At 46.6% G+C, this 24940-nt stretch carries 14 protein-coding genes; 10 read left to right on the forward strand and 4 right to left on the reverse strand.

From position 1 onward, the window contains the following. Nucleotides 1-2: 2 nt before the first annotated feature. Both JUF10_RS00725 and JUF10_RS00730 read right to left on the reverse strand, forming a co-directional pair. Complete coding sequence (locus JUF10_RS00725; RefSeq protein WP_203640336.1) at nt 3-10004, reverse strand: MBG domain-containing protein; 10002 nt, start codon at nt 10002-10004, stop codon at nt 3-5. Between the two features lie 54 nt (nt 10005-10058). Further along, nucleotides 10059-10505, reverse strand: a complete 447-nt coding sequence (locus tag JUF10_RS00730; protein ID WP_203640337.1) for a hypothetical protein — start codon at nt 10503-10505, stop codon at nt 10059-10061. Nucleotides 10506-11716: 1211 nt separating this feature from the next. Between JUF10_RS00730 and JUF10_RS00735 the strand changes: the two genes are divergently transcribed. Next, nucleotides 11717-12646, forward strand: coding sequence for a tyrosine-protein phosphatase (locus tag JUF10_RS00735; RefSeq protein WP_203640338.1), 930 nt, complete (start codon nt 11717-11719; stop codon nt 12644-12646). A 79-nt stretch (nt 12647-12725) separates the two neighbouring features. Here the strand turns inward: JUF10_RS00735 and JUF10_RS00740 are convergent, their stop codons facing one another. Then, the gene (locus JUF10_RS00740) at nt 12726-13190 is read right to left on the reverse strand and encodes a VOC family protein (RefSeq protein WP_203640339.1); all 465 of its coding nucleotides are present in this window, start codon (nt 13188-13190) and stop codon (nt 12726-12728) included. 236 nt (nt 13191-13426) lie between these two features. On the opposite strand from JUF10_RS00740, the gene JUF10_RS00745 reads away from it, so the two are divergent. From JUF10_RS00745 to JUF10_RS00760, 4 genes are all read left to right on the forward strand, one after another. After that, entirely contained in the window at nt 13427-14386 is a 960-nt protein-coding gene (locus JUF10_RS00745) for a tyrosine-protein phosphatase (protein ID WP_203640340.1), read from the forward strand. A gap of 206 nt (nt 14387-14592) precedes the next feature. Next, nucleotides 14593-16362, forward strand: a complete 1770-nt coding sequence (locus JUF10_RS00750; RefSeq protein WP_203640341.1) for a hypothetical protein — start codon at nt 14593-14595, stop codon at nt 16360-16362. A 12-nt stretch (nt 16363-16374) separates the two neighbouring features. Then, complete coding sequence (locus JUF10_RS00755) at nt 16375-17997, forward strand: hypothetical protein (RefSeq protein WP_203640342.1); 1623 nt, start codon at nt 16375-16377, stop codon at nt 17995-17997. A gap of 178 nt (nt 17998-18175) precedes the next feature. Continuing rightward, on the forward strand, nt 18176-18535 hold the full coding sequence (locus tag JUF10_RS00760) for a hypothetical protein (protein WP_203640343.1): 360 nt from the start codon (nt 18176-18178) through the stop codon (nt 18533-18535). 54 nt (nt 18536-18589) lie between these two features. Here the strand turns inward: JUF10_RS00760 and JUF10_RS00765 are convergent, their stop codons facing one another. Next, the gene (locus tag JUF10_RS00765) at nt 18590-20074 is read right to left on the reverse strand and encodes an MFS transporter (protein ID WP_373301256.1); all 1485 of its coding nucleotides are present in this window, start codon (nt 20072-20074) and stop codon (nt 18590-18592) included. Between the two features lie 149 nt (nt 20075-20223). Between JUF10_RS00765 and JUF10_RS00770 the strand changes: the two genes are divergently transcribed. The 5 genes from JUF10_RS00770 to JUF10_RS00790 all read left to right on the forward strand — a co-directional run bounded on the left by JUF10_RS00770 (nt 20224) and on the right by JUF10_RS00790 (nt 24936). Then, nucleotides 20224-21126 (forward strand): LysR family transcriptional regulator, encoded by a 903-nt coding sequence (locus JUF10_RS00770; protein WP_203640345.1) that lies wholly within the window; start codon nt 20224-20226, stop codon nt 21124-21126. Between the two features lie 232 nt (nt 21127-21358). Next, nucleotides 21359-22180: an aldo/keto reductase gene (locus JUF10_RS00775; protein WP_203640346.1), complete on the forward strand. Its 822-nt coding sequence runs from the start codon at nt 21359-21361 to the stop codon at nt 22178-22180. Nucleotides 22181-22274: 94 nt separating this feature from the next. After that, a complete protein-coding gene (locus tag JUF10_RS00780) occupies nt 22275-23162 on the forward strand; it encodes a LysR family transcriptional regulator (protein WP_203640347.1) in 888 nt (295 codons plus the stop codon). Nucleotides 23163-23540: 378 nt separating this feature from the next. Next, nucleotides 23541-23918: a hypothetical protein gene (locus tag JUF10_RS00785; RefSeq protein WP_203640348.1), complete on the forward strand. Its 378-nt coding sequence runs from the start codon at nt 23541-23543 to the stop codon at nt 23916-23918. 67 nt (nt 23919-23985) lie between these two features. Continuing rightward, complete coding sequence (locus JUF10_RS00790) at nt 23986-24936, forward strand: DMT family transporter (RefSeq protein WP_236008117.1); 951 nt, start codon at nt 23986-23988, stop codon at nt 24934-24936. Nucleotides 24937-24940 lie beyond the last annotated feature (4 nt).

Raw genomic sequence — 24940 nt, forward strand, 5'->3', positions numbered from 1 at the left:
AGCTAGTGACGCTTACGAACAAACGGCGTTACCAACAATGACAGTAGCAACGCACCCAAAGCGGTCAAGAAGCTCTCGTCTTGCTGTCCCGTTTGTGGCAGTTCAGCTTGCTGTTGCTTCGTTAACTTCTGTTGAGACGGTGTCTGTCCAGTTGTAGCAATGTCCCGTGCCTGTCCCGCACTAACAAGTGCCGGTGACTGTGCACGACGTCGCTTCATGTCAGCCTTCAAGGTCGTTCTTTGTCCGTTCAGGCCTCTATGTTGACCTGCTCCGGCGTTCTTTTTCAGCGCCTTCTTCAAAGGCTGTTTCCGTGACGTGGCGTGGCGACTATTCGATGCGCCAGCAAGCTGACGCGTAAAGGTCGGTACCGTGCCAGACGCATCAAACTTAACGATGGTCTCACCACCCATGCCATCCGATAAAATTGCGAGTAAGGCACCGGGCGCAATCGTTCGCTGCTCGATAACGTGCCCATTTTTCAGCTCACTAATAATCCGTTTACCGGTGATTGGATCGTAAGTGTAGATGACGCCACTGCCATCTGGCCACTGCTTGGTGATCTTCACGGTCTTATCAGCATCATCTGTCGGTGCCACATCGTAGCTGGCTGGATAGTGCGTAAACGTTGGCATCGTGGCTGACTGACTGAACTCGATAACTGTTCTGCCACCAGCACCGTCCGGCAACGTGACTTCCGTATCGCCGGGCGCAAGCGTCCGTTGGTCAACTATTTTGCCGTTCTTTTGCTCACTGATTGTCCGTTTGCCAGTCGCTGGATCGTTGGTATAGGTTGTCTCACTGCCATCTGGCCACTGCTTGGTTACTTTGACGATGTTACCAGCGGCGTCCTTGGTCGTGGCCGTGACGTTACCCGCCTTGTCAGTCGTCTTCTGCGTCGTGTAGTGGTCAAACGTTGGCATCGTGGCTGGCGAACTAAACTTGGCAATCATTTCACCATCAGCATCATCCTTCAATGTCACTTCCGTCGTATCTGGCGCAAGCGTCTGTTCGTCGACTGTCTTGCCGTCCTTTTGCTCACTGATTGTCCGTTTGCCAGTCGCTGGATCGTTGGTATAGGTTGTCTCACTGCCATCTGGCCACTGCTTGGTTACTTTGACGATGTTACCAGCGGCGTCCTTGGTCGTGGCTGTGACAGTGCCCGCCTTGTCGGTCGTCTGCTGCGTCGTGTAGTGTTCAAACGTTGGCGCTGTTGCTGGTGAACTAATCTTGACAACCGTTTCACCCCCAACATCATCCGGCAACGTGACTTCCGTATCACCGGGCGCAAGTGTCCGCTGAGTAACGGTCTTGCCGTTCTTCTGCTCAGTGACCGTCTGCTTGCCGGTCGCTGGATCGTTGGTGTAAATCGTGGTACTGCCGTCATTCCAGTCTTTCACGACTTTGACGACATCACCCTTGGCGTCTTTCGTGGTCGTTGTGGCGTTACCCGCCTTGTCAACATCTTTCTTCGTTGTGTAGTGTTCAAACGTTGGGGCAGAACCCGGTTGCCCGGCATTGACAATGGTCTCACCACCATCGCCGCTTGGCAAAGTGGCCTTCCCGGAGTTCGGTTCAATCGTCTGTTCGGCGACTGTCTTACCGTCCTTCTGTTCAGTAACCGTTCGTTTGCCAGTAGCTGGATCGTTGGTGTAAATCGTGGTGCTGCCGTCATTCCAGTCTTTCACGACCTTAACGACATCGCCCTTAGCGTCTTTCGTGGTCGTCGTGGCGTTGCCCGACTTGTCGACATCTTTCTTGGTCGTGTAATGCTCAAACGTTGGATCAGATCCTGGTTGCCCAGCATCGACAGTGGTTTCACCGCCATCACCGCTTGGCAACGTGGCCTTCCCGGAGTTCGGTTCAATCGTCTGTTCGGCGACTGTCTTACCATCCTTCTGTTCAGTGACCGTTTGTTTACCAGTAGCCGGATCATTGGTGTAAGTCGTGGTGCTACCGTCATTCCAGTCTTTCACGACCTTAACGACATCGCCCTTAGCGTCTTTCGTAGTCGTCGTGGCGTTACCCGACTTGTCGACATCCTTATCAGTCGTAAAGTGGTCAAACGTTGGCTGCTTGGTTGTCGGGTCGAGATCAACAACGCTGACCGTATTGCCACCATCAGGTAACGTTGCCTTCGCAGATTCCGGCGTGATTGTTTGTTGACCAACAGTCTTACCATCCTTCTGCTCCTGCACGGTCCGATCGCCCGTTGTTGGACTATAGTGATAGATTGTCTCGCTACCATCCGTCCACTGTTGATCAACCTGGACCACGTTTCCATCCGGATCTTTTTCAGTGATCGTCACGTTGCCTTTAGCATCAGTATCCTTGCCCAAGACCTTCAGCTGACCAGGGACGACTGTTACCGCATAATTAGGATTACCGGCAACTCCGTCAATCGCATAAGTCCCGACTTCCTTGCTATCCGGTTCCACGTAATGCAGGTCTAATTTCGAGTTGTCACTGACTAGTGACCCCTTAACCAGTTCTGCCCGGTTCTCAGGATTCTGGTGGCCAGCGAACATCTCTTGGCTAGCCACACGAACCGTCACCGCCCGCTTAGCAACATTTAACTGACCCAGACTAAACGTCGTAAACTTATAGTTTGGATTCTTTTTGGCTAAGTTCTTCTGTGCTTGCTTCGTCAACTGAACCGTGTAGTCACCGGCCTGTAAGTCAGCCGGAGCAACGACTTGTTTCTGCTGGTTGATCAGTTCCAAGTCACTCAGAGCGAAGGCCGAGTCCATACGAAGAAAACTAAATCTCCCCATAAACCTTGGCATATAGCCATAAACAATGTTTGCCTCATTAATTGTGACCTTGGCCTCAGCCGGATTAATCGTGAACGTCCCAGGTAAAACAACCGTCGTATAATTCTGATTAGTTGCTGTTCCCGTAATCGCATACGTCCCAACCGTTTCACCGGCCTCACGCGTCAATTTGACACCTAAAGCGGATTCTTGGTCGCCTCTTACTAATTGTTCAGATGGGTCTACCAAAGTTAGCGTAGGGTCAGTCTCACCAAATTTCTTGGATTGATCAGCCGCGGTGACCGTAACCACTCGTTTCGCAATCTTTAACGCCCCGGGATTGACGGTTACCAGATAGTTCTTACTGTCCGCCGACCCGCTGATGACATAGGTGCCGGCATTTTCGCCAGCAACCCGCGTCAAGGTCACGCCCAGTGCGCTTTCGTCATCGTTATTGACTAAGACTTCATCACTGGCGGTCGTCAAAGTTAATGTCGGATCAGCTTCACCATAGGTTTTAAGCTGACTGTCAGCTGTCACCTTTACCGCACGCTTGTTGATGGTAAATGTCCCCGGCGTGACCGTGACCGCGTAGTTCTGGCTGGCCGCTGTCCCGTCGATGGCGTAGGTTCCGGTGTCTTCACCGGCTTTTCGCGTCAACGTGACGCCTAAATCAGCTTCGGTGTCGCCATTTACGACGACGTCTTTGCCATTGGTCAACGTCAACGGCTTGTCGGCATCGCCATAGGTCTTGCTCTGATCAGCAGCGATAACCGTGACGGGCCGTGGCGTAACGGTCAGCACACCATTTGTCACTGTGACTGCGAAGTTCGGATTAGTTGCGTTTCCGGAAATGGTATAGGTCCCAACATTAGCCGCCGTTCTACAGCTTAACTGCAGGTGTAGGTCAGCTGGCTGCTGCATAATTGTTAAGTGCGTAGCAGCAGATATTTTCCAAGTCAATTCAGGGTTGGCATCCCCATAAAGCTTCTGCTGATTGTCAATCAATACGTTGACTGGCCGTGGATCGATAAGGAGGTCGGCCTTAGTAAACGTGACCGCATAATCTTTGTTGTTACCGGTTCCGGTAATGTCATAACGGCCAATATTTTCGCCAGCAGTTCGTTTCAAAGCAACTTTCAAGCTACGCGAATTATCATTAAACCCTAACGGTGTCTCAGTAGCAACTTGCCACGTCTTTACCGGTTCGTTGTCCCCGTAGACTTTACGTTGATTATCAATGATGACTGTGATAGGCCGCGGCGTGATGGTCAATTCACCATCCGTCACAACCACTGTGTAGTTATTGTTCTTTGAAACGCCCTTAATCGTATAGGTGCCGACATCTTCACCAAGATCTCGCGTCAAAGTTACCAAGTCTGTCAGGCTTTGGCCAGCCGCAAGAGATGACCCATCACCGAGGTGACAACTCAAAGTCGGATCCGCCTCACCATACATTTTTTCTTGGGGATCAACTGTAACAGAAACTACACGTGAACTGATTGAAAAGTCCCCATCAACAAACTGAATATCGTAGTTACTATTATCGTAGGTCCCGGTAATTGCGTGGGACCCTACGTCTTCGCCCACTACTCGGCTCAGCCTTACATTTAACTTGTCACTACTGCTAGCTAACCCTTGTTCGGAAATAATCTTCCAAGTCAAAGCTGGGTCTGTTGAAACATCGTCATCATAAGTCTTACTCTGATTTTCGAGTTGAACCGTAATGGCTCGTTTGTTGATTGTGAATGTACCTGGTGTCACTTCAAAAGTGTAGTTTTTGTTCTCCGAAGTGCCATTGATTGTATACTCACCGACATTTTCGCCAGCATCACGGGTCAAAGTTACCAAGTCTGTCAGGCTTTGACCAGCCGCAAGAGATGAACCATCACCAAGGTGACAAGCCAAAGCTGGGTCTATCTCACCATACGTTTTTTCTTGAGGATCAACTATAACAGAAACCACACGTGGACTGATTGAAAAGTCCCCATCAACAAACTGAATATCATAGTTACTATTGTCGTAGGTCCCTGTAATTGCGTGGGACCCTGCATCTTCGCCGGCCTCGCGGGTCAGCTTTACATTTAACATCTCACGCGTATCGCTAGTGGCTAATCCTTGTTTGGAAATAATCTGCCAAGTCAAAGCTGGATCTGTCGAAGTAGTCGCATCATAAACTTTTTTCTGATTGTCGAGTTGAACCGTAATAGCTCGTTTGTTGATTGTGAATATGCCTGGTGTCACTTCAAAAGTGTAGTTCTTGTTCTCCGAAGCGCCATTGATTGTGTACTCACCGACATTTTCGCCAGCATCACGGGTCAAAGTTACCAAGTCTGTCAGGCTTTGACCAGCCGCAAGAGACGCCCCATCACCAAGGTGACAACTCAAAGTCGGGTCTGCCTCACCATATGTTTTTTTCTGGGGATCAACTATAACAGAAACCACACGTTGATTGATTGAAAAGTCCCCATCAACGAACTGAATTTCGTAGTTACCATTATCGTAGGTCTCTGTAATTGCGTGGGACCCTGCGTCTTCGCCGGCCTCGCGGGTCAGCTTTACATTTAACATCTCACGCGTATCAGTGCTAGCTATCCCTTGGTCGGAAATAATCTTCCAAGTTAAGGCTGGGTCTGTCGAAGCATCGTCATCATAAACTTTACTTTTATTTTCCACTTGAACCTTAATAGCTCGCTTGTTAATTGTGAGTGTACCTGGTGTCACTTCAAAAGTGTAGTTCTTGTTCTCCGAAGTGCCATTGATTGTGTAATCACCAACATTTTCGCCCGCATCACGTGTCAAAGTTACCAAGTCTGTCAGACTTTGGTCAGCCGCAAGAGATGACCCATCACCGAGGTGACAACTCAAAGTCGGATCCGCCTCACCATACGTTTTTTCTTGAGGGTCAACTATAACAGAAACTACACGTGAACTGATTGAAAAGTCGCCATCAACAAACTGAACATCGTAGTTACCATTGTCGTAGGTCCCGGTAATTGCGTGGGACCCTGCGTCTTCGCCCACTACTCGACTCAGCTTTACATTTAACTTGTCACTCGTATCAGCGTCAGCTAATCCTTGTTTGGAAATAATCTGCCAAGTCAACGCTGGATCTGTTGAAGCAGTAGCATCATAAGCCTTGCTTGGACTGTCAATCTGAACCCTAATGGCTCGTTTATTAATCGTGAACTTTCCCGGTACCACTGTCACAGCATAGTTCTTATTCCCCGTAGCCGTTCCAGTTATATCTTTATCATACGTACCAACATTTTCTTTATCGGTACGGCTCAGCTTTAGGCCCAAGGACAAAATTGTATCCGTCCCTATAAGCGGTGTGTTTGAATCAAGCGCAGCATCGAAATCAGGATTTTTATCCCCATACGTTTTCGAGGATTCTTTCACAACTAACGTAATCGGTCGTGCCTTAATTGTAAACGTCCCCGGTTTCACCGTCACAGCATAGTTCTTATTCCCTGTAGCCGTTCCAGTTATGTCATACGTATTAACGTTTCCCCCAGCGGTACGGCTCAGCTTTAGACCCAAGGACAAAATTGTATCCGTCCCTATAAGCGGTGTGTTGGCGTCAAGGTCAGCATCGAAATCAGGATCTTTATCTCCATATATTTTCGAGGCTGCTTTTACATTTAACGTAATTGGTCGTGCCGTAATCGTAAATGACCCCGGCGTCACCGTCACATTATAGTTAGACGTTGCAACATTCGACCCTGTAATTCCATACTCGCCAACATCCTCACCAGCAACTCGGCTCAGCTTGACATCATTAGTAGTCAGTTGATAGCCATCAGGTAACGTCGCATTATCCAATTTTAACGTTGGGTCATCGTCACCATAGATTTTTGACAGGTTACTTGCCTGGACCGTCACTGGCAACCGCGCAATGGTAAATTTTCCCTTGTTGACCGTAATATCGTAATTACTGTTCAAGGTCGAATTGGCTGTATCTTCCGTAATATCATAAACACCTGCATTGTCGCCAGTAGCACGATGTAGCTTAACGCCTAGTGACTCAATCGAATCGCCATTAACTAAACCATTCGCGGAGTCACTGGTCAAATCAAGAACTGGATCGGCTACCGCTGGCGTGTTGTACGTCTTACTGTGAATTTGAGCTGTTACTGTAATTTCACGTGGCTTCACAGTTAATTTAGCCGTACCAAATGATGTAAACGTGTAGTTTTTATCCTTAGCTAATTCATCTTGGGCTGCTTGTGTATAACGAATCGTGTAGGTGCCATTTACCTTTAGCTGCGTAATGTCAGTCACTACAGCATCGTTATTGTCGTCATCAACAACTTCAAAATAGCTTTGGTCAATCGTATGATCCGCAGCCGCACGACCTAAGCTCCCAACAAAGTCTGGTAAAGTGCCAACTGTACTAGAAGTTGCATTTTCACCACCATACTCGACAGTGGCCTTATCAACGGTGGCTGCTGTCGCTAACGGATTGATTGTCAACATCGCTGAAACGTATAACCCAATCTTATCGTTATTGGGGTTAAGGTTCTTTAAATAAGCCCGCCCAGCATCGGTGAGGTTAAAGAAGTACTTACCGACATTTTTCGGCGTAACTGGCGTACCATCTGCCGTATTCGTACTGTAGTAAGCGTAATAAGCTGGATTACTAAAATCAGCAGTTTTTTCTACCCCATTTGTCCAAAAATCGGGACCAAAATCAACAAAATTATTTGCTGGAATTTTAATTGAATCACCATAATTTTCAGACCAAGACGTAAAGGTTGCTAAGCTCTTTCCAGCATCCGTATTGTTATTCTGTAAATTCGTCAAGTCAGCATTAAATGACACCAACAAGTTTTTAACTTCCTCTAACGCCGCATAACCAGCCTGACCATCATTATAAATATCAGTCGCAGCAGTTGCTGCTTTGGCATTTTCAAAAGCTGTCTCCGCAAGTCCGTTAGTTTTAGAAACACTGGTATAGATATCACTGACTGATTGCAGTAATGTCTTCGCATCGTCCTGTTGTGCCTGTGTCAAACCCGTAATCCCCATAAACGTTTTGTACATTGCTTGGGCTTGGTCATTATAAGTATCCGCTTTGGTCTGGTTAGCCGTTGCTTGAGCTTCCCAGTACTGCAAAGTAGTTGCTGTTGGCAGTAGCAAGCTCCCACTCGTTTGTGGTTTCGTTTCATCCGTTGAATCTGTGGCTCCGGCATTACCAGTCGTTGACCAATAGTAATCATCACTACTGATGGTTTTACCACCACTGGAAATCGCATTCCCTTTTGCATCCACTAATGGTTGCTGGTTTAAGTCCGTCGAAATTGACTGCCCCGTACCGACCGTTGCTTTCGTTGTCACTGTTTGGCCGTCAACCGTTGTCCCAGTAGTCGTGTAGTAGTGACTGATTGGCGTAGCTGTGTTCGTGGTCGTTGTGCCGGATGTTTTACCTGTAGCCCCTTGGTCAATTGGCAACGTATCATCCGCCGTTTTAGCCCCATTTTTTGGCGCCGCTAAGGTTACTGTCGTTGGCGTATACCCCGGTATCTGGACCAAAGTTGGTTCACCATCAACCGCAATCACTGTCACGGGTTGTAAGCCGGGAATCGCCTCTTGCGTCTTCGCGTCAACCGGCGTCACTTTTGCCGTAAAGGCCAACCGTACAGGTACCGTTACCTCTTGGCTGCCACCATCCGTGACCGTATACGTATAGTATGTGTCATCAGCAACGCCCGAACCGTCAATTTGTTTGGCGGTTCCAATGCTGCTAGGCTTTTGTTTACCATCAATCACATAAACATTACCCGCACTATCTGTCGGCAAAACGGAGACTAAACTAGAGTCTACTAATCCCTTAGCAACAGCTCTTGCCGCCGCATCCTGCGTGGAGAAGACAGAAACAGTATCCCCGATATTTGCAATCGCATTTGCGCTTGTACCTGCAAGAGGCGCATTGTCATCGGCAGAATCAACTAAATTGACCGCTAGTGGAATTGTTTTTGGCGTATAAGTAAATTTATCAATCCGGGCAGAATAATCGTTCCAACTCCCACCAGTAGAGGCAGCCACAGAAATCGAATAACCCTGACTCGTATCCGAAATCTTCCGCACGAACTTTGCTGTCCCCAGTGTAGCCGTCAACGTCTGAGATTTTGCATTGTAGTCCATAACAAAATCATTTAAGGGATCAACACTACGGTCTTTCAAGCCAGCAGCACTGGCAGCCGTCCAATCTGAGTCAGCAGCTACTTGTAATTTACCATTAGCGTCCGTTGTTCGCCAACCAATGTATGGAGCAAATTCATAGCCACTTTTAGGGTCATTAAAACCATTATAGCCAGAATTATCGTATTGATCATAAACAAGGCCAAACGCATTCTCAAGCCCTTGTAGCCCAAGCATTCCACCCGAACCACCCTTCGTTGCTTCGGCTGGATTTCCTGGCGCAAAAATAAAGCCAACACTGTCGGCACCGTCTTTATCCCTATGTCCAATTCCTAACGCCCCAGATAATGAAAAATTATGGCTGAAGTCGACTTCATGTTCAAATGAAACATGTGCGACTTGGTGACCGGTTACGTCGGTTGAGTAATTTGGTGAAGTATAAACTTTATGCGAATCATTACTCGTCAGTGCAACGGAGCCATCCTTTCCAATCGTTACTACATGCGTATTGTCCTTAGTGTCGTCATCGCCATCACTGCTGTTACGGTTTTCGACTGTCGCCGTAAAATGGTCCGCAATCTGACTCGCAGTCAGGTTAACTTCTGAGGTATCAACCCCAATATTAGTTGGATTATTCTTGTCCTGCGAAAGAACCGGATACTTAGTGCTCGGCTCTGTAGCTGAATCTTGTGCCGTTGTGCCATCATCTGTCGTCAACGACGCACTCTCAGCAACTGGCTTTTGCTGCTGACTACCACCAGTTAGCTGGGCATCTTTATCTGTATTCGAAGCTGAACCTTCATTTGATAATTGGCCTGATTTATCACTCGTATCTGAATTTGCAGCTGGCTGTGATGTTGGTGCAGCTGGTTTCGTTGCTGCCGGCGTTGGTTCAACGCTCGGCTGGCTGTCAGACTTAGCCGTAACCAAGCTCGAGTCCGCCGCCGTTGCCGCGTGGACATCAACGACGCCGGTACCTTCGGCCAATGTTAACGCCGAAAAAGTGACGACTAGGCTCCCGAAAATCCGCGTCTTTACTTTCCAACCCGTATGTCCCTTATATAGAATAAAATTCTTTTTAATTTCCCGATTGCTTTCTCTTTGCCTCAAAATTGAAATCCCCTTCCCACGTTGTGTCAGGGCTCGCTCACCGCTGAATACCGCTTACTTCAATAACTTGGAAATCTTTTTAGATGGCTTCTCGCCACATTTTGTTGCACGCTGTTTTGCCAAATCGTAATAATCATCCGCAATAATTTCCCGTTCTAAGTACACTGGATTACCCATCAAACTCAGGGCGCTTTGCCACCAGTACAAGTCGCGTTTTTCGAAATAGTCACCGAGCTCATCGGACAGCGCGGCACATTGGTCGCGTTCGACGAAGAGCATCAACTCAATCAAGTAATCCAGATTAGCCTGCGATTCAACATAAGTATCAATTTCCTCGTTCACACTTGGCTTATTCGCCGATAGGTATGGCGAAATTCTGGCCCGGAGCGTATCCGAAACGTTCAATGTATTCTGCAACGACATAATCGTCTTACGTAAGTCCACGATACGATTGTTAATATTCGCAATCGTCTTAGAATAGGCTTCCCTGTAAGTAGTCATGGAAGTTCCTCCAATTATTTATGTATGTTTTTATAAATCATAAACTAGTCTTGAACCCAAACATTGCCGGTTTTAACGCTATCGTTCCAGCTAATTTATACGACTAACTCAGCCGTCCCTAATCCGGTCACGCCAGTCTTAGTTGAAATAAAAATCACGTTTTCAATCGTCATTTATGATACCGTTTTCATTTATGGCAAGTTCATTCGCTGACCAATTCATTCGATTCGTCAGTCACAACACCCGTTATTTTAACGATTTATAAGGTTTCCGTATCGTCCCCAGCAAGCGTCCATCTCGGTTTAAATTTACAACATTTGAACCCCGCCGTCCTTAGTGTAATCAGGCCTTTCATAAGTATCTTAGTAATACCTAATTATAGTAGGGGACAGCATTATATTCAAGGGGTATACATTTTCCTACGCGTTATTGTTACACCATTTACTTTTAGTGACATTACGTCAATTAAAGCGCTCTATAACGCCCGTTTCCCATGCGGAAAAAATTCCCGTTTTCTTCTCGTTTTCTGAAAACCAACTCCTTCTCAGCAGCACAATGCTCAGCAAATTCACAAGCCGTTACTAATAAAAAGTCAGAAAAAAGTTCGGGTCGCCGTTGGCACGGTCTTCTATACATAATAATTATTCGGTGCCCTGATTTTTTCTCAAACTCATCATTTGAAAACTATAAACGATTGCTGGTAATTGGGATGAATTGTACGGTATGTGCCAGCCGCTTAAAACTAATACAGTCGCCAGTTTTTATTCATTATCAATTAAATTATGCATAGTAAAAACCGTTATTTAAACGACTGGTGTCGTCATTAAAGCCATAGTTCTTTGGTAATTTTTTAAAGTTTATACAAGTTGTCTACTGATTTCATTGCCAACTTCACCCCACCATCACGGACGTCTGATTTTGGCCGTTTTGTTCGTTTATTACTATTATTTTTCCCAGCCATCGCGTCACTTTAGGTCATTCCCTATCGCCGTGTCTATTTTCCGCCAAATTGATAGTCATATTTACAAACCGATTTCATCCACGCAACCTGTCTGGATCGCCCGAACATCGGCTATTTCACCGCCATTTAACGGGTAATCCGCTTGTCGAATTACCAGATTACCCCATACTTTTACACAATCAACATCATCTCTTTACATCCACTGACTATCCTAGGGGCTGTACCAAATTCAGAGGAGGAAGTTCGCAAAATGAATAAAAGATGGAGTACTTTAGTCACGGCAATGCTGTTAGCAACGACTCTTGGTTGGCAGCAACCCCTGGCGACAGTCACCGCCGCCGCTAAGACGACAACTACGCAGACAACGAAGAAGCCTAAGGGGAAGACCGTTGTCTCAACGTCCACTCACATTAAACTACAAGGCGCATCCAACGCCCGGGACCTCGGCGGCTATGTCAATTCTAAGGGCCAAAAGATTAAGATTCACCGTCTGATTCGGTCCAACAGCCTGTCCTCATTGACCAAGGCGGACCAGACGAAGCTCGTGAAGACCTACCACGTGGCAACCGATGTCGACCTGCGAACAATCAGTGAACAGAAGCAGAGCCCAGACGTTCGCATGAAGGGCGTCAAGCTGGTCAAGGCCAACGTCTTCAAGGAATTCCCACCATTACCCGACTTCACCAAGAAGAACGCTGCGAATAAGATGATGGAAAAAACCTACCACGACGCGGTCACCACGGCTCAGGGCCGCAAAGCCTACAAATCACTATTTCATCAATTGCTGATCAACCCTAAGAACAAGGCCGTTCTCTGGCACTGCTCCGCTGGTAAGGACCGTGCCGGCATGGGAACGGCATTCATCCTCTCTGCCCTCGATTTCAGTAGAGCCGCCATCACCAAGGACTACTTGAAGTCCAACGCCTACCTCGTTCAAACGAACAAGGTAAATCTGCAAAAGGAAGAGGCCGGCTGGACAGCCCAAGGCAAGACCTTGACTCCTACCGTCATTGCCAACTTCAAGGATGAAAATGGCGTTCAAAAAGCCTACCTGAACACGATGTACAAAGCGATTGATACCAAGTACGGCAGCATGTCGAAATTCCTCCACAAGGGTCTCGGCTTAACCAACGCCCAATTGAAGCAGTTACAAGCCAACTACCTGACGCCAGCTAAATAAATTTTGATCTTAAATCTATAGAAAAATGCGACATCCTCCAAAATAGAAGATGTCGCATTTTTCTTGCATTGCATTTATGTCATTTAGCAGCCTGTAACGCCGCAATATCAATCTTCTTCATGCCCATCATCGCCTGAATCTGCGCCGGCGTTTGCGTCAGCTCACTCATGTTCTGCGGGACGATTTGCCAGGAAATACCGAAACGGTCCTTGGCCCAGCCACACTGCTCGCTATCCGGAATGTGCGATAATTTCTGCCAATAATAGTCGATCTCGGCCTGGTCGGCACATTCAATCGTAAACGAAATGGCCTCGTTGAACCGGAAGCTAGGGCCGCCATCAAGCGCTATGAATTTCTGCCCGTTCAGATGAAAAACTGCCGTCAAAATTTTACCCTGCATGCCTTCAAAATGCGCGTCCAGCTTAGCATCGGGATAGTACGTGACCTCGTCCAGCGTTGAATTCGGGAAAACATCCAGATAGTAATGGATGGCTTCCTCACAATTGTTATCAGCAAACCACAGACTTGGGACAATTTTAGTCATAGTAACCTCCTGCGAAATCCTGTTTTGCGTTAAGATTACCTGATTTGGAAAACGGATTCAAGCATAGGCGCCTTCTTCTCACTAATCGCCGCCCAGTATACTCTCCAACACCATTTTATAAACATCTACATAGCCGATTCATTTGGTGCCTGATACCTTTACACAATCAACACCTCTCCTTTACATCCGCTTAGTATTCTAGAAACTGTACCAAACACAGAGGAGGAATTCGCATTATGAACAAGAGATTAAGCACCTTAGTTACCGCCTTACTGTTGACCACCACTTTGGGTTGGCAACAACCTTTGTCGACCATCACGGCCGCTGCGAAGACGACCCAAACGACTAAAACCGCTAAGACCACTAAAAAGGCCAAGGCAACGAAACACGCTAAGGCTAAAACTATGGCTGGAAAGTCAACGCATATCAAACTTCAAGGCGCTTCCAACGCCCGTGATTTAGGTGGTTACATCAACCAAAATGGTCAAAAGATCAAGGTTCATCGCTTAATTCGTTCTAATGGCCTATCCACTCTGTCTAAGTCCGACCAACAAAAGCTGGTTAAGACTTATCACGTTGCCACCGACATTGACTTGCGGACGGTCGTTGAACAACAAAAGAGTCCTGACGTGAAGATCAAGGGTGTCAAGCTGGTTAAGGCCAACGTCTTCAAGGCCTTCCCAGCTTTCCCTGATTTTTCCAAGAAGAACGCCGGTGACAAGATGATGAGGAAATCTTACCACGACGCCATCACGACTGCTCAAGGTCGTAAGGCTTACAAGTCCCTGTTCCATCAATTACTGAAGAACCCTAAGAACAAGGCCGTTCTGTGGCACTGTTCAGCTGGTAAGGACCGTGCCGGGATGGGAACTGCCCTGGTACTTTCCGCCCTCAACTTTAATCGAAAAGCAATCACTAAGGACTACTTAAAGTCCAACACTTATTTGACTGCGACCAACGCCGAAAACCTACAGAAACAAGAAGCCGGCTGGAAGGCTCAAGGCAAAGCCCTGACGCCAACCGTCATCGCCAACTTCAAGGATCAAAACGGCGTGAAGAAGTCCTACATCGACACCATGTACAAGGCTATCAACACGAAGTACGGTAGCATGGATAACTTCCTCCACAAGGGCCTGGGCTTGTCCAACGCGCAATTGAAGCAACTGCGGGCAAACTACCTGACGCCTGCTAAGTAAGCAACATTGTAGTATGTAATTCAAAAAACGGCCATCTCCTAAAATCAGGAGTTTGGCCGTTTTCACTTTCCCACTCTAATCGCTTACTAAAAACACATACTTGCTCTCTCTGTGTCAGAAATAAAAGGTCCTTAAGGTGGTTAATTTTTCTAAAAGGCAATATAATTGTCCTATGTAAGCGTTTTTAACACAAGGAGGAGTTTTACTTGAAATCTGAAATATTTTTGAAGGAACAACTTTCCAACTATTTTACTGATGGACTATACTTAGCACCCCATATTCCAAGCAAAAAATTAGTTAACGCACATAAAAATATCGCTAATGATGTTGATTCAACTTATATTTTAGGACTAGTTGACACTACGATTTTTGGTAGTGGAAAAGAAGGTATGGTTTTTACCGGTGAAAACTTTTACTTACACGAAGGAGCCTTGGGAATTGACCAAACTTTAAAAATCCCATTTGATAAAATTCTATCTGCCACTCATGAATTAACAAAAACCGTTGATGACAATGAAAATGAACACGAACATTCTATTTTAACAATTACACTAGCCGAACAAGAAAAGCCTATCGTAATTGAGTCAAACACTTTACCTCTTGAACAAATTGCACAGCTCTTAACGGATATTCAAGAACAAGTTGACGAAACCGAGAGCACCAATCAACTTTTGTCATTGAAACAATTAGATCCAGATGCTATTTTAGCCTACTTCAAATTATTTATTAATTATCTGAAACGTGATAGTAAGATTGACAGAAAAGAATATGCCAATTTAGCCGGACTAATTTCAACAACCATTACTGAAAAAGAACTTACAGATAACCTCCGCTCATATCGTCTTGATCAAGATACAACTATGCCAACTGACTATCTAATTAACCAGCTAAAAGAAACCGTTCCTTTGGGTAGCCAGGAAACAATTTTTGGCTCATTGATCGATGATTTACTCATAGTAACTCCAAATAAAAATGAATATCAAGATATTCCCGAGTTCATGAATATTATGAATCAATTGAATATCACAAATGACCAAGTGAAATTCTTTATTCGTAACCAAGAAGTCCATAAATATATCATTGACCATCGTATAAATGATAAAGAAGCCCGCAAAGTACTGGATAATGTAGCCGCATTAGGGGTTGGCATAGGCGTATCCTTTGCGGCACTTGGAGTAACCGGCTTTACAATCGGTGCCCTAGGTGAAACCGGTCTTGGTATGCTAGCAGTAGCAACTATGTCAACTGGCGGAATGGCACTAGCAGCAGCTGGAGTAAGTGCAGCCGGAATAGCTAGTTATGCTGGAATAAAACATTTATCTTCTGGAACTCATGAAGATAATCTCGTGCTTCAGGAATTACTGCAGACCAATATCAAACGACAGTCTGCAGCCATTAGCTTTCTATTGGACGATATCAATTATATTTCTCACGACATCAACGAACTATTAAAAACTCAAGACGTCATCAACACGCAAAACGAAAAAATAAAGAGTCAAGTTGCAACTCTAATGCGCAAACTGGCTCCCCGTGTCCAGCAACTTCAATCCGCTACTAATGCTACAGCCACTGCTAAGTCTGATCAGCAAGAAGACCAACGCAACTTGATTATCTCTGAATTACCACACACACTGAACGTTCAAAAACTCGAGGAACTATTAAATCAAACACCTAATTCCACTAGATATGGTGAAGCCCTAGAACAAGCCTATCATTTTCAAAATGATGGCGACAACACTCTAAATGAGCAGCTAAGTGTACCTGAGTTAGAAGTTATCAACGCAGTACTTAAAAAGATCAATTATTACAAGATTACGACAATGGCAAATGCTAAAGATCTCGGAAAAAAAGGAAAAGATGCTGCCGTCTCAGGTGCTAAAGACCTTGGCAAAAAAGGTAAGGATGCTGCTGTTTCTGGCGCAAAGAGCCTTGGTAAAAAGGGACTTGGTTTTCTTTCTGATTTGACCAATAAATAAGCTGGCGAAAAAATGGCAACTATTGATAATAAGCTTTTAGATGAAAGTGCAAAAATACTAACTACTCACCATGATGAATTGACTACTGCCAATCAAAGAATTGATGATTTAAAGCAAGCTACTAGCAATATCCAAGAAAGTTTTTCGGAAAATATGAAGCTACAAGATGATCTTACCGCTACATTATCTCAGTTAAACGAAATTGACGTGAACGATTCAGATCTCACTGAAATTACGGATATTCTGAGTGATATCAACCAGACGTTAGACTCCCCTACTCCTAATACTCATTCGAAAAAATTCGAGGACTTAGATACCTTAGACTTCACAGATAACTGGCAGGAACTGTTATCTCAGAGCACAGACTACGCCAAGGAACATCAGCTCGACTTATCCAACCCTTACTATGCGATGATGTCTCCTTATGAATACCAGCAATTAAGCACACAGTTGGTTAGCAAATATGACCTATCACATTTAACCAAAGACGATTACGCTTTCAGTTCTGTTGTTGGACTTATCATGGGATTAGTCGATATCCTACTTGTTCGCCGAATTCACGCCGGAAGTCAAGCAGCTGGGTTGCAAAAAGTCGTTGATAACGCCTTTAATGACATCGTAGTGGCCGTAGGAAAGCACACTCGAGTGACTGAGTTAATAAGTCAAAAATTGAAACTCAAAGAAAGCATTTCTGGAACCCCAAATGCTACCCAACTAGCTAAGCTTAAAAAGCTTGACGAACGAATCAATGAGGTCAACCAGTTGGACCCACATAATTCTCAAGATAGATTGGCCGCTATTCGTAATCTCGAGAAGCACTTTAAAGTCAATTATGATGCTGCAAACAATGCTAGCATCACTGGAGCTCCAGTCAATGGTATGAGTGCTAACAATCACCATTTACTCTCGCTAGCTCACGATCCGGGCATATTGGGATTAATTGTCGGAATTGTTGATCAGGTAACTGGAAGGGCAACCTTCATTGATGAGAATGGAAAAATAATTCGGACGACTACTAAGAATATAAATGGTATCTCTGCTGACGGTCCACTGCCAGTAAGAATCGCGCAGGCCGCTCAAAACTGGTTGGGACATACTCTATCTGACATTGCTGGATCCAGTAGTTCAAAGGGACGTGGAGAAGGACTCCCTGCTCCTTTCTATGCCCTCCTTAAGAAACTACAATTTGGAGCCATTCCCATCAAGGGGCAAAAAATGACAATTGGTGACACCAGCGAATGGTTGTTTCGTAATGGACTTGATTTTCGTGCATTAACCGCGCAGGCCATTCCAGTTTTAATTGGTGAAGCCTTAGTAAGAGCCTATTGGTTTATAAAACAATGCTTTTACTATGGCGCTTCTTTAAAGGAAAGTATCGCTAGTAGTCCAGACCTGCATAAGCTTCTCTTGACCAATACAGCTGTCTTTAGCACCATAGATCTTACTGATGCCTCAATTCACGCCCTTTTATCTCCAAACAGAATATCTGAATTATTATTACGCCTAAATTATGTAAATCTCGTCAATCTTGGCTTTAAATCAATTCAAGCTATTCGCGATGCACATAAACATCAGCAAAAACTTGATAAATTAGATGATGATTTAGAACGAGAATGGGAACGATTATTAACTTAAATTGGCATAGTTCTAAGTTCTTTCGATAAATTCCCCCCTTGTTCATCCTCAAAATCCATAGTATTTTACAGCCAATTACTACGTTTTCCCAAACATTGTTCATGTCAAAAACAAATCATCCCCATCCATGTTATATTTAAAAAGTTCCAACTGGAACAAATCTGGGGAGGTTTTATTAATGAACAAAGCAGCATTGATTTTAGGAGTAGCCGGGATGGCAACAACGTTGGGGCTCGGCACAGTCGTTGGTTCCGCTAGTCCACTGACGGGCGCCGTTCAGTACCACAAGTATCACGGCACAACGACCATCAAGCAGAACTATCGCCATTTTAAACTGACCAGTCATCAGCCAAACAGTAACTATAAGATTATCAAGGTGACGAGCTGGAAAAATGCCAAGCTTAAGGCCGGCAGCAAGGTCAAAATTGATCTCATGGCGAACCAAGGAACGCAATACAACTGGTATCGCATTCAATCCACAGCCAAGCACACCACCCATCGATACTGGGTCTACGGTCAGGCTTTAAGTGGCAAATAATTAACGTAAAAATGGCTAGGTCCCATCACATCGGGACCTAGCCATTTCCAATCTTTAATTCAAAACACTCTTTTCCGACCTGGCCATGCCAATCGCGTAGAGCACAATCAATATTCCGGCGGCTATCACTAACAAAGCTAACGCCGTCAACATGATATGGTGCAGCCCCAAAAAGAAGATCTGCTTCATCTCCGGAACCAAGCTTTGCGGCAAGCTGCGCACGGTTTGGGAGTTGCTCAATCGATTCATCATCGCCATGGTAATCTTTCCCTGGCTACCTTTGACTCCCGCCAACAAGGCATGATTCAAGATAACCCCATAAATGGCAGACATAAAAGTCTGCGCCAATATCCGTATCAAGTACGCGAACGAAGTGGCAATCGGCATGTCACGGGGCTCTGCATCGGACTGCACCGCGACCTGTAAAATGTTAAAACTAAGGCCGATACCAAATCCTTCGAATGCTCCCATAACCAATAAGAAACCGTAACCTGTCCGTTGGCTGGCAAAACATAAGCCGATAAATGTGACTAGAAACGCTACCTCACCGATTGAAATAATATCGTAGCGCCATAATTTCCGCTGGACGATTGCCCCCCATTCTGACCCGCCAAAATTAGCAAACGCCCCCGGAATCTGGGTCATCCCACCAATCAACGCGCTCAATCCTAGGATGCCTTGCGCCCACATTGGAATATAGATATTAAAGGCAACGAATGCGCCCCAAAGTAGCGCAAATAAGACGAAATCGATCACAAGCTGGGGATTTTTAAACAATCGGCCAGGTACAATGGGATCTTCGGCGCGTCGTTCGGCAAAAACCATGACTACCAATAAGAGCAGACCACACCCAACGCAGCCAAGCGTGAATAACGTCGGTAGCACGCCTAGCTCCTGAATTCCAATTAACATAGCTGACAACCCCAACACCATCAGGATAATTCCGTGGTAGTCGATGCTCGCCTTATTTAATTGCTGAGGAACGTTGAACCAAATGGCCACAATCAGAATCGACAATAAGGCAATCGGCAAATTAACGTAGAACACCCAATGCCAACTAAACTGATCAACAATCCACCCACCTAAAAGGGGTCCAATAATCGAGGCGCCACTGAAACTAGCCGCAGCGATGCCAATCACTTGCCCCCGGCGTTTAAGACTAGCAAATAACTGGGCATAAATGATAAAGGGAATCGTATTGACCCCACCCGCACCGATTCCCATGAATCCGCGGGCGACAATGAACCAAATTACATTAGGCGCTACCCCTTGCAGTAGCGCGCCCACCATAAAGATAAGGGTCGCTAAAATATAAGCTCGCTTATTTCCATAACGTTCGCCAAACTTACTCCATAATGGCGTGGTCACGGCCATTCCCAAGAGAAAACTAGCCACGATCCACCCCATGTCTTGAATGGCGTGAAAATCACTGATAATCGCCGGCAATACGGTATTGACGATGGTTCCGTCTAATCCAGCCATCGCGTTAGACAAAACTAGCGCAAACGTCACCAGAATCTTCTCATTCCTACTCAAAATCAACTCTCCTAATCGAACCAAAACGGTTACGCAAATCAGGTCACAAAATTTCGATCCTGTTGACAATATCATAGGAGCAACTCATAATGATGTAAAATACTAATATCAAATGGATTTTCAGTCGATTTTTGCATGGTTAGGAGGACACTATGGACACGCGCTTACTACATGCTTTTGTGATGCTCACTCGCATCGGCAATATCACGAATACCGCGGAAACACTACATATCAGTCAGCCGACCCTTTCTCGCCAGCTGAAAGAATTAGAAGAGGAAGTCGGCACCCCACTCTTCATTCGGGGAAAACGGTTGATTACCCTGACCGACGCCGGTATTATTTTCGAACAACGCGCACAAACCATCCTGGATTATCTCTCGCAAACCAAGCTCGACCTGCGTAACCAGAGTACGGGCTTGGCTGGCAAGATTCGCATTGGGTGCGTTGAAAGTCATATTTCAACCTACGTTGCCAAGTGGCTAGCTGCCTTTCAACAGAAGCATCCCAACACGACCTTTTCCATCTACAGCGCCGACGGGAATTCAATTAGGACCCAGCTTGACCAGGGTAACTTAGACATCGGTTTCCTAATCGAACCCGTCGAATCCGCTAAGTACTGGGCCCACCACATTCCGGTCACAGAAACGTGGGGGTTAATGATGGCTAAAAAGGCCAAACTGGCGCAGCGTTCATCGATCACCGGTGCTGACTTGACCGGCCTCCCCTTACTAGGTGCCCGCCGGAGTATTGTCATCAACCAGGTCTCTAGCTGGCTAAAAATTGACCCAGATGGCTTGAACTTACGCGGGGAACGGAATCTGGGGAATAATATTCTGCCCTTAATCGCGGACTATGGCTACTACGATATTTCAATCAGCGGCATGCTTGATTTCTACCCTCAGGACCGCGTCACCTTTGTTCCCTTTCAGCCACTGAGTCAGACGCAGCACACGCTCATTTACCGTAAAAACCACCAACTGTCGCCCACCGCTCAAGCCTTCATTAACGACGTCACGGCACAGATTAAAAATATGACGATTCCTGCAGACGATTAAGATTCGCCGTTGAAGACTCGTGGCAAGCTCTCCTAATGACCTTGCCACGAGTCCTTTTTTTTGCCCAATACAACGTCACCACGACTGTTTCATCATACGCATAGTTTTGGCAATCACATTTAGATATGCGCTTTTCGTATCATAAGAATGTAAATTTAGCATTTTATTTTTGCCACCATGACGTGTAAGCTAGTCTCCAACTTCAAGTATTAACCGAAAGGAAGTTTTAGCTATGGAACACGTCACATTTAATAACGGGGTCACCATGCCTGTCTTGGGCTACGGCACCTTCCAAACGCCACCCAAAATCACCGAAAAAAACGTTACTCAAGCCATCGAATTGGGCTACCGCAGCATCGATACCGCTCAGGTCTATGGCACCGAACCCGGCGTTGGTGCCGCTATCGCCAATAGTAGCCTTAGTCGTGATAAATTTTTCATCACCACCAAGACGCAGACCGATGGCTATGCCGCGACCGCCAAGGGATTGGACGAATCGCTCCAGCATTTGGGCAGCGATTACGTCGACCTAGCAATCATTCACTGGCCAACTGCCAACAGCCTCGACACCTATCGCGCCTTAGAGGATGCCTATCGCGATGGTAAAGTCCGCGCCATTGGCCTGAGCAACTTTAACGGTGCTCAAATCGACCAAGTCTTGGCCAATGCGCACACGACACCCGTCATCGACCAGATTGAGACCCACCTATTCTGGCAGCAAGCCAAGATGCATCCCTACCTCCTACAGCACGATATTGTTCATGAATCATGGGCACCACTGGGTGAAAACTTTGGCCGCGAAATGATGGCCTTACCCGCCGTCACCGAATTGGGCCAAAAGTACCATGTCTCGGCCGCCCAAATTTTACTCCGCTGGTTGACCCAGCAGGGCATCGTCACCATTCCAAAATCAACTAACACGGACCATGTCGCAGCTAACTTTGCATCAACTAATTTCAAACTGACGGCTACTGAAATCGACAGCCTTCGTCAGTTTGACCGACACCACTCCATCAAGGATTGGCCACAGTCCATGCGCGAAGCCAATTATTAATCAATTTTCTTGTCCCAATTTCGCAGACACCTTGGCAATCATGCATCAGTCGGCTATGCTAAGCAGTAATGAATCCGTCAAAGGAGCCGATGCCATGTTTCGCCAAATCCAATGTTTCATTGCCGTTGTCAATAACCACAGTTATACTCAGGCCGCAATCGAGTGTCATCTTTCGCAGTCGTCCCTCTCGCAACGCATCAAGGAACTCCAAGCCAGTTTAGGTGTCACCCTGATTCAGCGTAAGGGCCTTAGCTTCGAGTTGACCGCGGCTGGCAACTATTTTTACCAGCACGCCCAAGTTCTCCTCGAACAAGTGGACCAGCTTGTCACCGAAACGCAGGCCATCGCGACCCATACGGCTGAGTCCTACACGCTCAAGCTTGGCTACCTGCGTAAGTTTGGCTCACAGGAATTTCTCCAAGCCGTCGCTGAATTCTCTCGTCAGTTCCCCCAGGTTAAAGTTCAAATTCACAGCGACTCCTACGCTGAATTGTTCACGCAGGTCCGCGATGGACAGATTGATTTGAACTTTTCTGACCAACGTTACGAACTATCGACTGCCTTTGAAAATGAATTTTTGACCGCCGCTGATTACATGGTCGTCGTGGCCCCACAGGCCTTTACGACCCATCAATCCGCCATCGATACCACGGAGCTCAAGGATCTCCCCTGTATCTTGATTGTCGGTGCCGACGAGTATGCTTCGGAACAAGCCTATTACCGCGACGTGCTGGGTATCCAAAGTCCCTTTCAAACCGCGGCCAGCTTTGGCGCGGCGCAAATGCTGGCTGCGACTGGCCAAGGGTATCTCGTTGTAAATAGCCGCACTGCTCGCCAAATCAATCCCAAGACCAATCGCGTTTTGAAATTGGTGGACCATGGCCGCGACCTGACGCAACATTACTATGCGTATTGGAAAAAGGATAATTCCGGTTACTACATCGAAACCTTTGCCCAAATTTTGAAAGACCAATTTGAATAAGCGTTCTGAGAGTGGGACAGAAGCATTGCGGTTAGTCAATGAGCATTAACGTCGATAGGCGACTAATCCCGGTTTTGGATTGTTTGTCTATCGGGGTTAAGCGGAGTTGACTGCCTTTTGGCGCACGTTTCCGCAATAGACGTTCGGAACGCACAATGGGTCTGAGACTTTTGTCTCAGACCCATTTTTTTGTCTCTAATCCCCGTCTCGCTTAAGCCCGATAACCGTGCGTGTCGGCCTTTGACAACATCAATCGTGTTTACCAATTTTTGATCTATCGGTTTAGCCGATTCGTTCCATCGCCAGACCATATTGGTTTTCTTCCCACCGCCAACTATGATAAGACTCGTTGCTACTACTAAGAAAGGAGGTCGTCTCATGCGCCAGTCACCCGCCACATTACTATCGTGCTGTCAGACCCTCACCGTTGCATTCACCCACAAAGATATTTGCCAGCTAAACAAATTGCTCACCGCCACCGCTGAACGACATCCCCAGCAAGCCCCCGTCCAGACCAAATATGATTGGATCGATGCCATCCAAAATGACGATTTGATTTATCACCACTTTGCGGCGCCCATCATTTCTCAAATCACCGCCGATCAAGGCCAAGTCTACGTGCTGGCCGACCTGCAATGGTCCCAGCACGCCCCCGCTCCAATTTGGCTTCAACTCACCTTCATTGCGACCGACCACCACTGGCAACTTTACCAGCAACGGGACCTATCGGAAAAACCGATTGATGGAATTCGATAGTGAAATTGGTCCCTGAGCTTCAGCACGGTAAGATAAGAATCGATTCAAAATTAAAGGAAGTGATTGCGTGCTACTCTTACTATTTCCAGTTGCGATGGGCGCCGGCTTAGCCATGCAAACAGCGGTCAACGCCAAATTACGTGGCTTTGTCCGCTCCCCCTACCTCTCATCCGGCTTCTCTTTTCTAATCGCATGGTTATTCCTGCTCATTCTCAGTTGGACGACCCATCAGCCCCTGCTTATCAGTGGCACTTTGCTTGCCAATAATCCCGGCTGGCTTTGGTTGGGCGGCCTGTTCGGGGCCATTGCACTGACCGGTAACGTCGTTTTATTTCAGAAAATCGGCAGCCTCCAGACAACGGTACTCCCCATCATGGGGCAAATTATGATGAGCGTCCTGATCGACCAATTTGCGCTCTTCAAATCACCGCTTAACCCGTTGACCCTCGCCAAAATCATTGGCCTTCTCTTAATCATCGGCGGCGTCATTCTCTCACTGGGCATCATTGGACCGCGGGACCCCCTCCTAAAAGTGGCCGAGCAGCAAGCGGGCCACGGCTCCCAACTATTCTATCAACTGTTCGCTGTTCTGGCTGGTATGCTGATGGCCATGCAAACCGCCATCAACGGTTACCTGGGGGCCGTCCTGCAGTCGCCCGTTCACGCCGCATTTATCTCATTTTCCATCGGGGTGCTGTGCCTCTTGCTGGTCAATCTGATCACTCGCGCGCACATCGCAAATATCAGCTTGGCCGTCAAACAAGGCCGCAAGTACTGGTGGGTATGGATTGGCGGCATCATCGGCGCCCTGTACGTGCTTTGCAGTTCCTGGCTGGTTCCCCTCATTGGAACCGGCCAAGTCGTTGTCCTCGCCCTGTTCGGTCAACTGGTCTTTAGTGCTTTGGTCGAACAATTTGGCCTCTTTGGCTCACAAACGACCCCGATGAGCCGTTCCAAAATCATCGGTCTCATCATCATGTTCATTGGCGTTTTAACCGTTAAATTCATCACATTCTAGGAGG

Source organism: Levilactobacillus andaensis, from assembly GCF_016861695.1.
Taxonomy (GTDB): domain Bacteria; phylum Bacillota; class Bacilli; order Lactobacillales; family Lactobacillaceae; genus Levilactobacillus; species Levilactobacillus andaensis.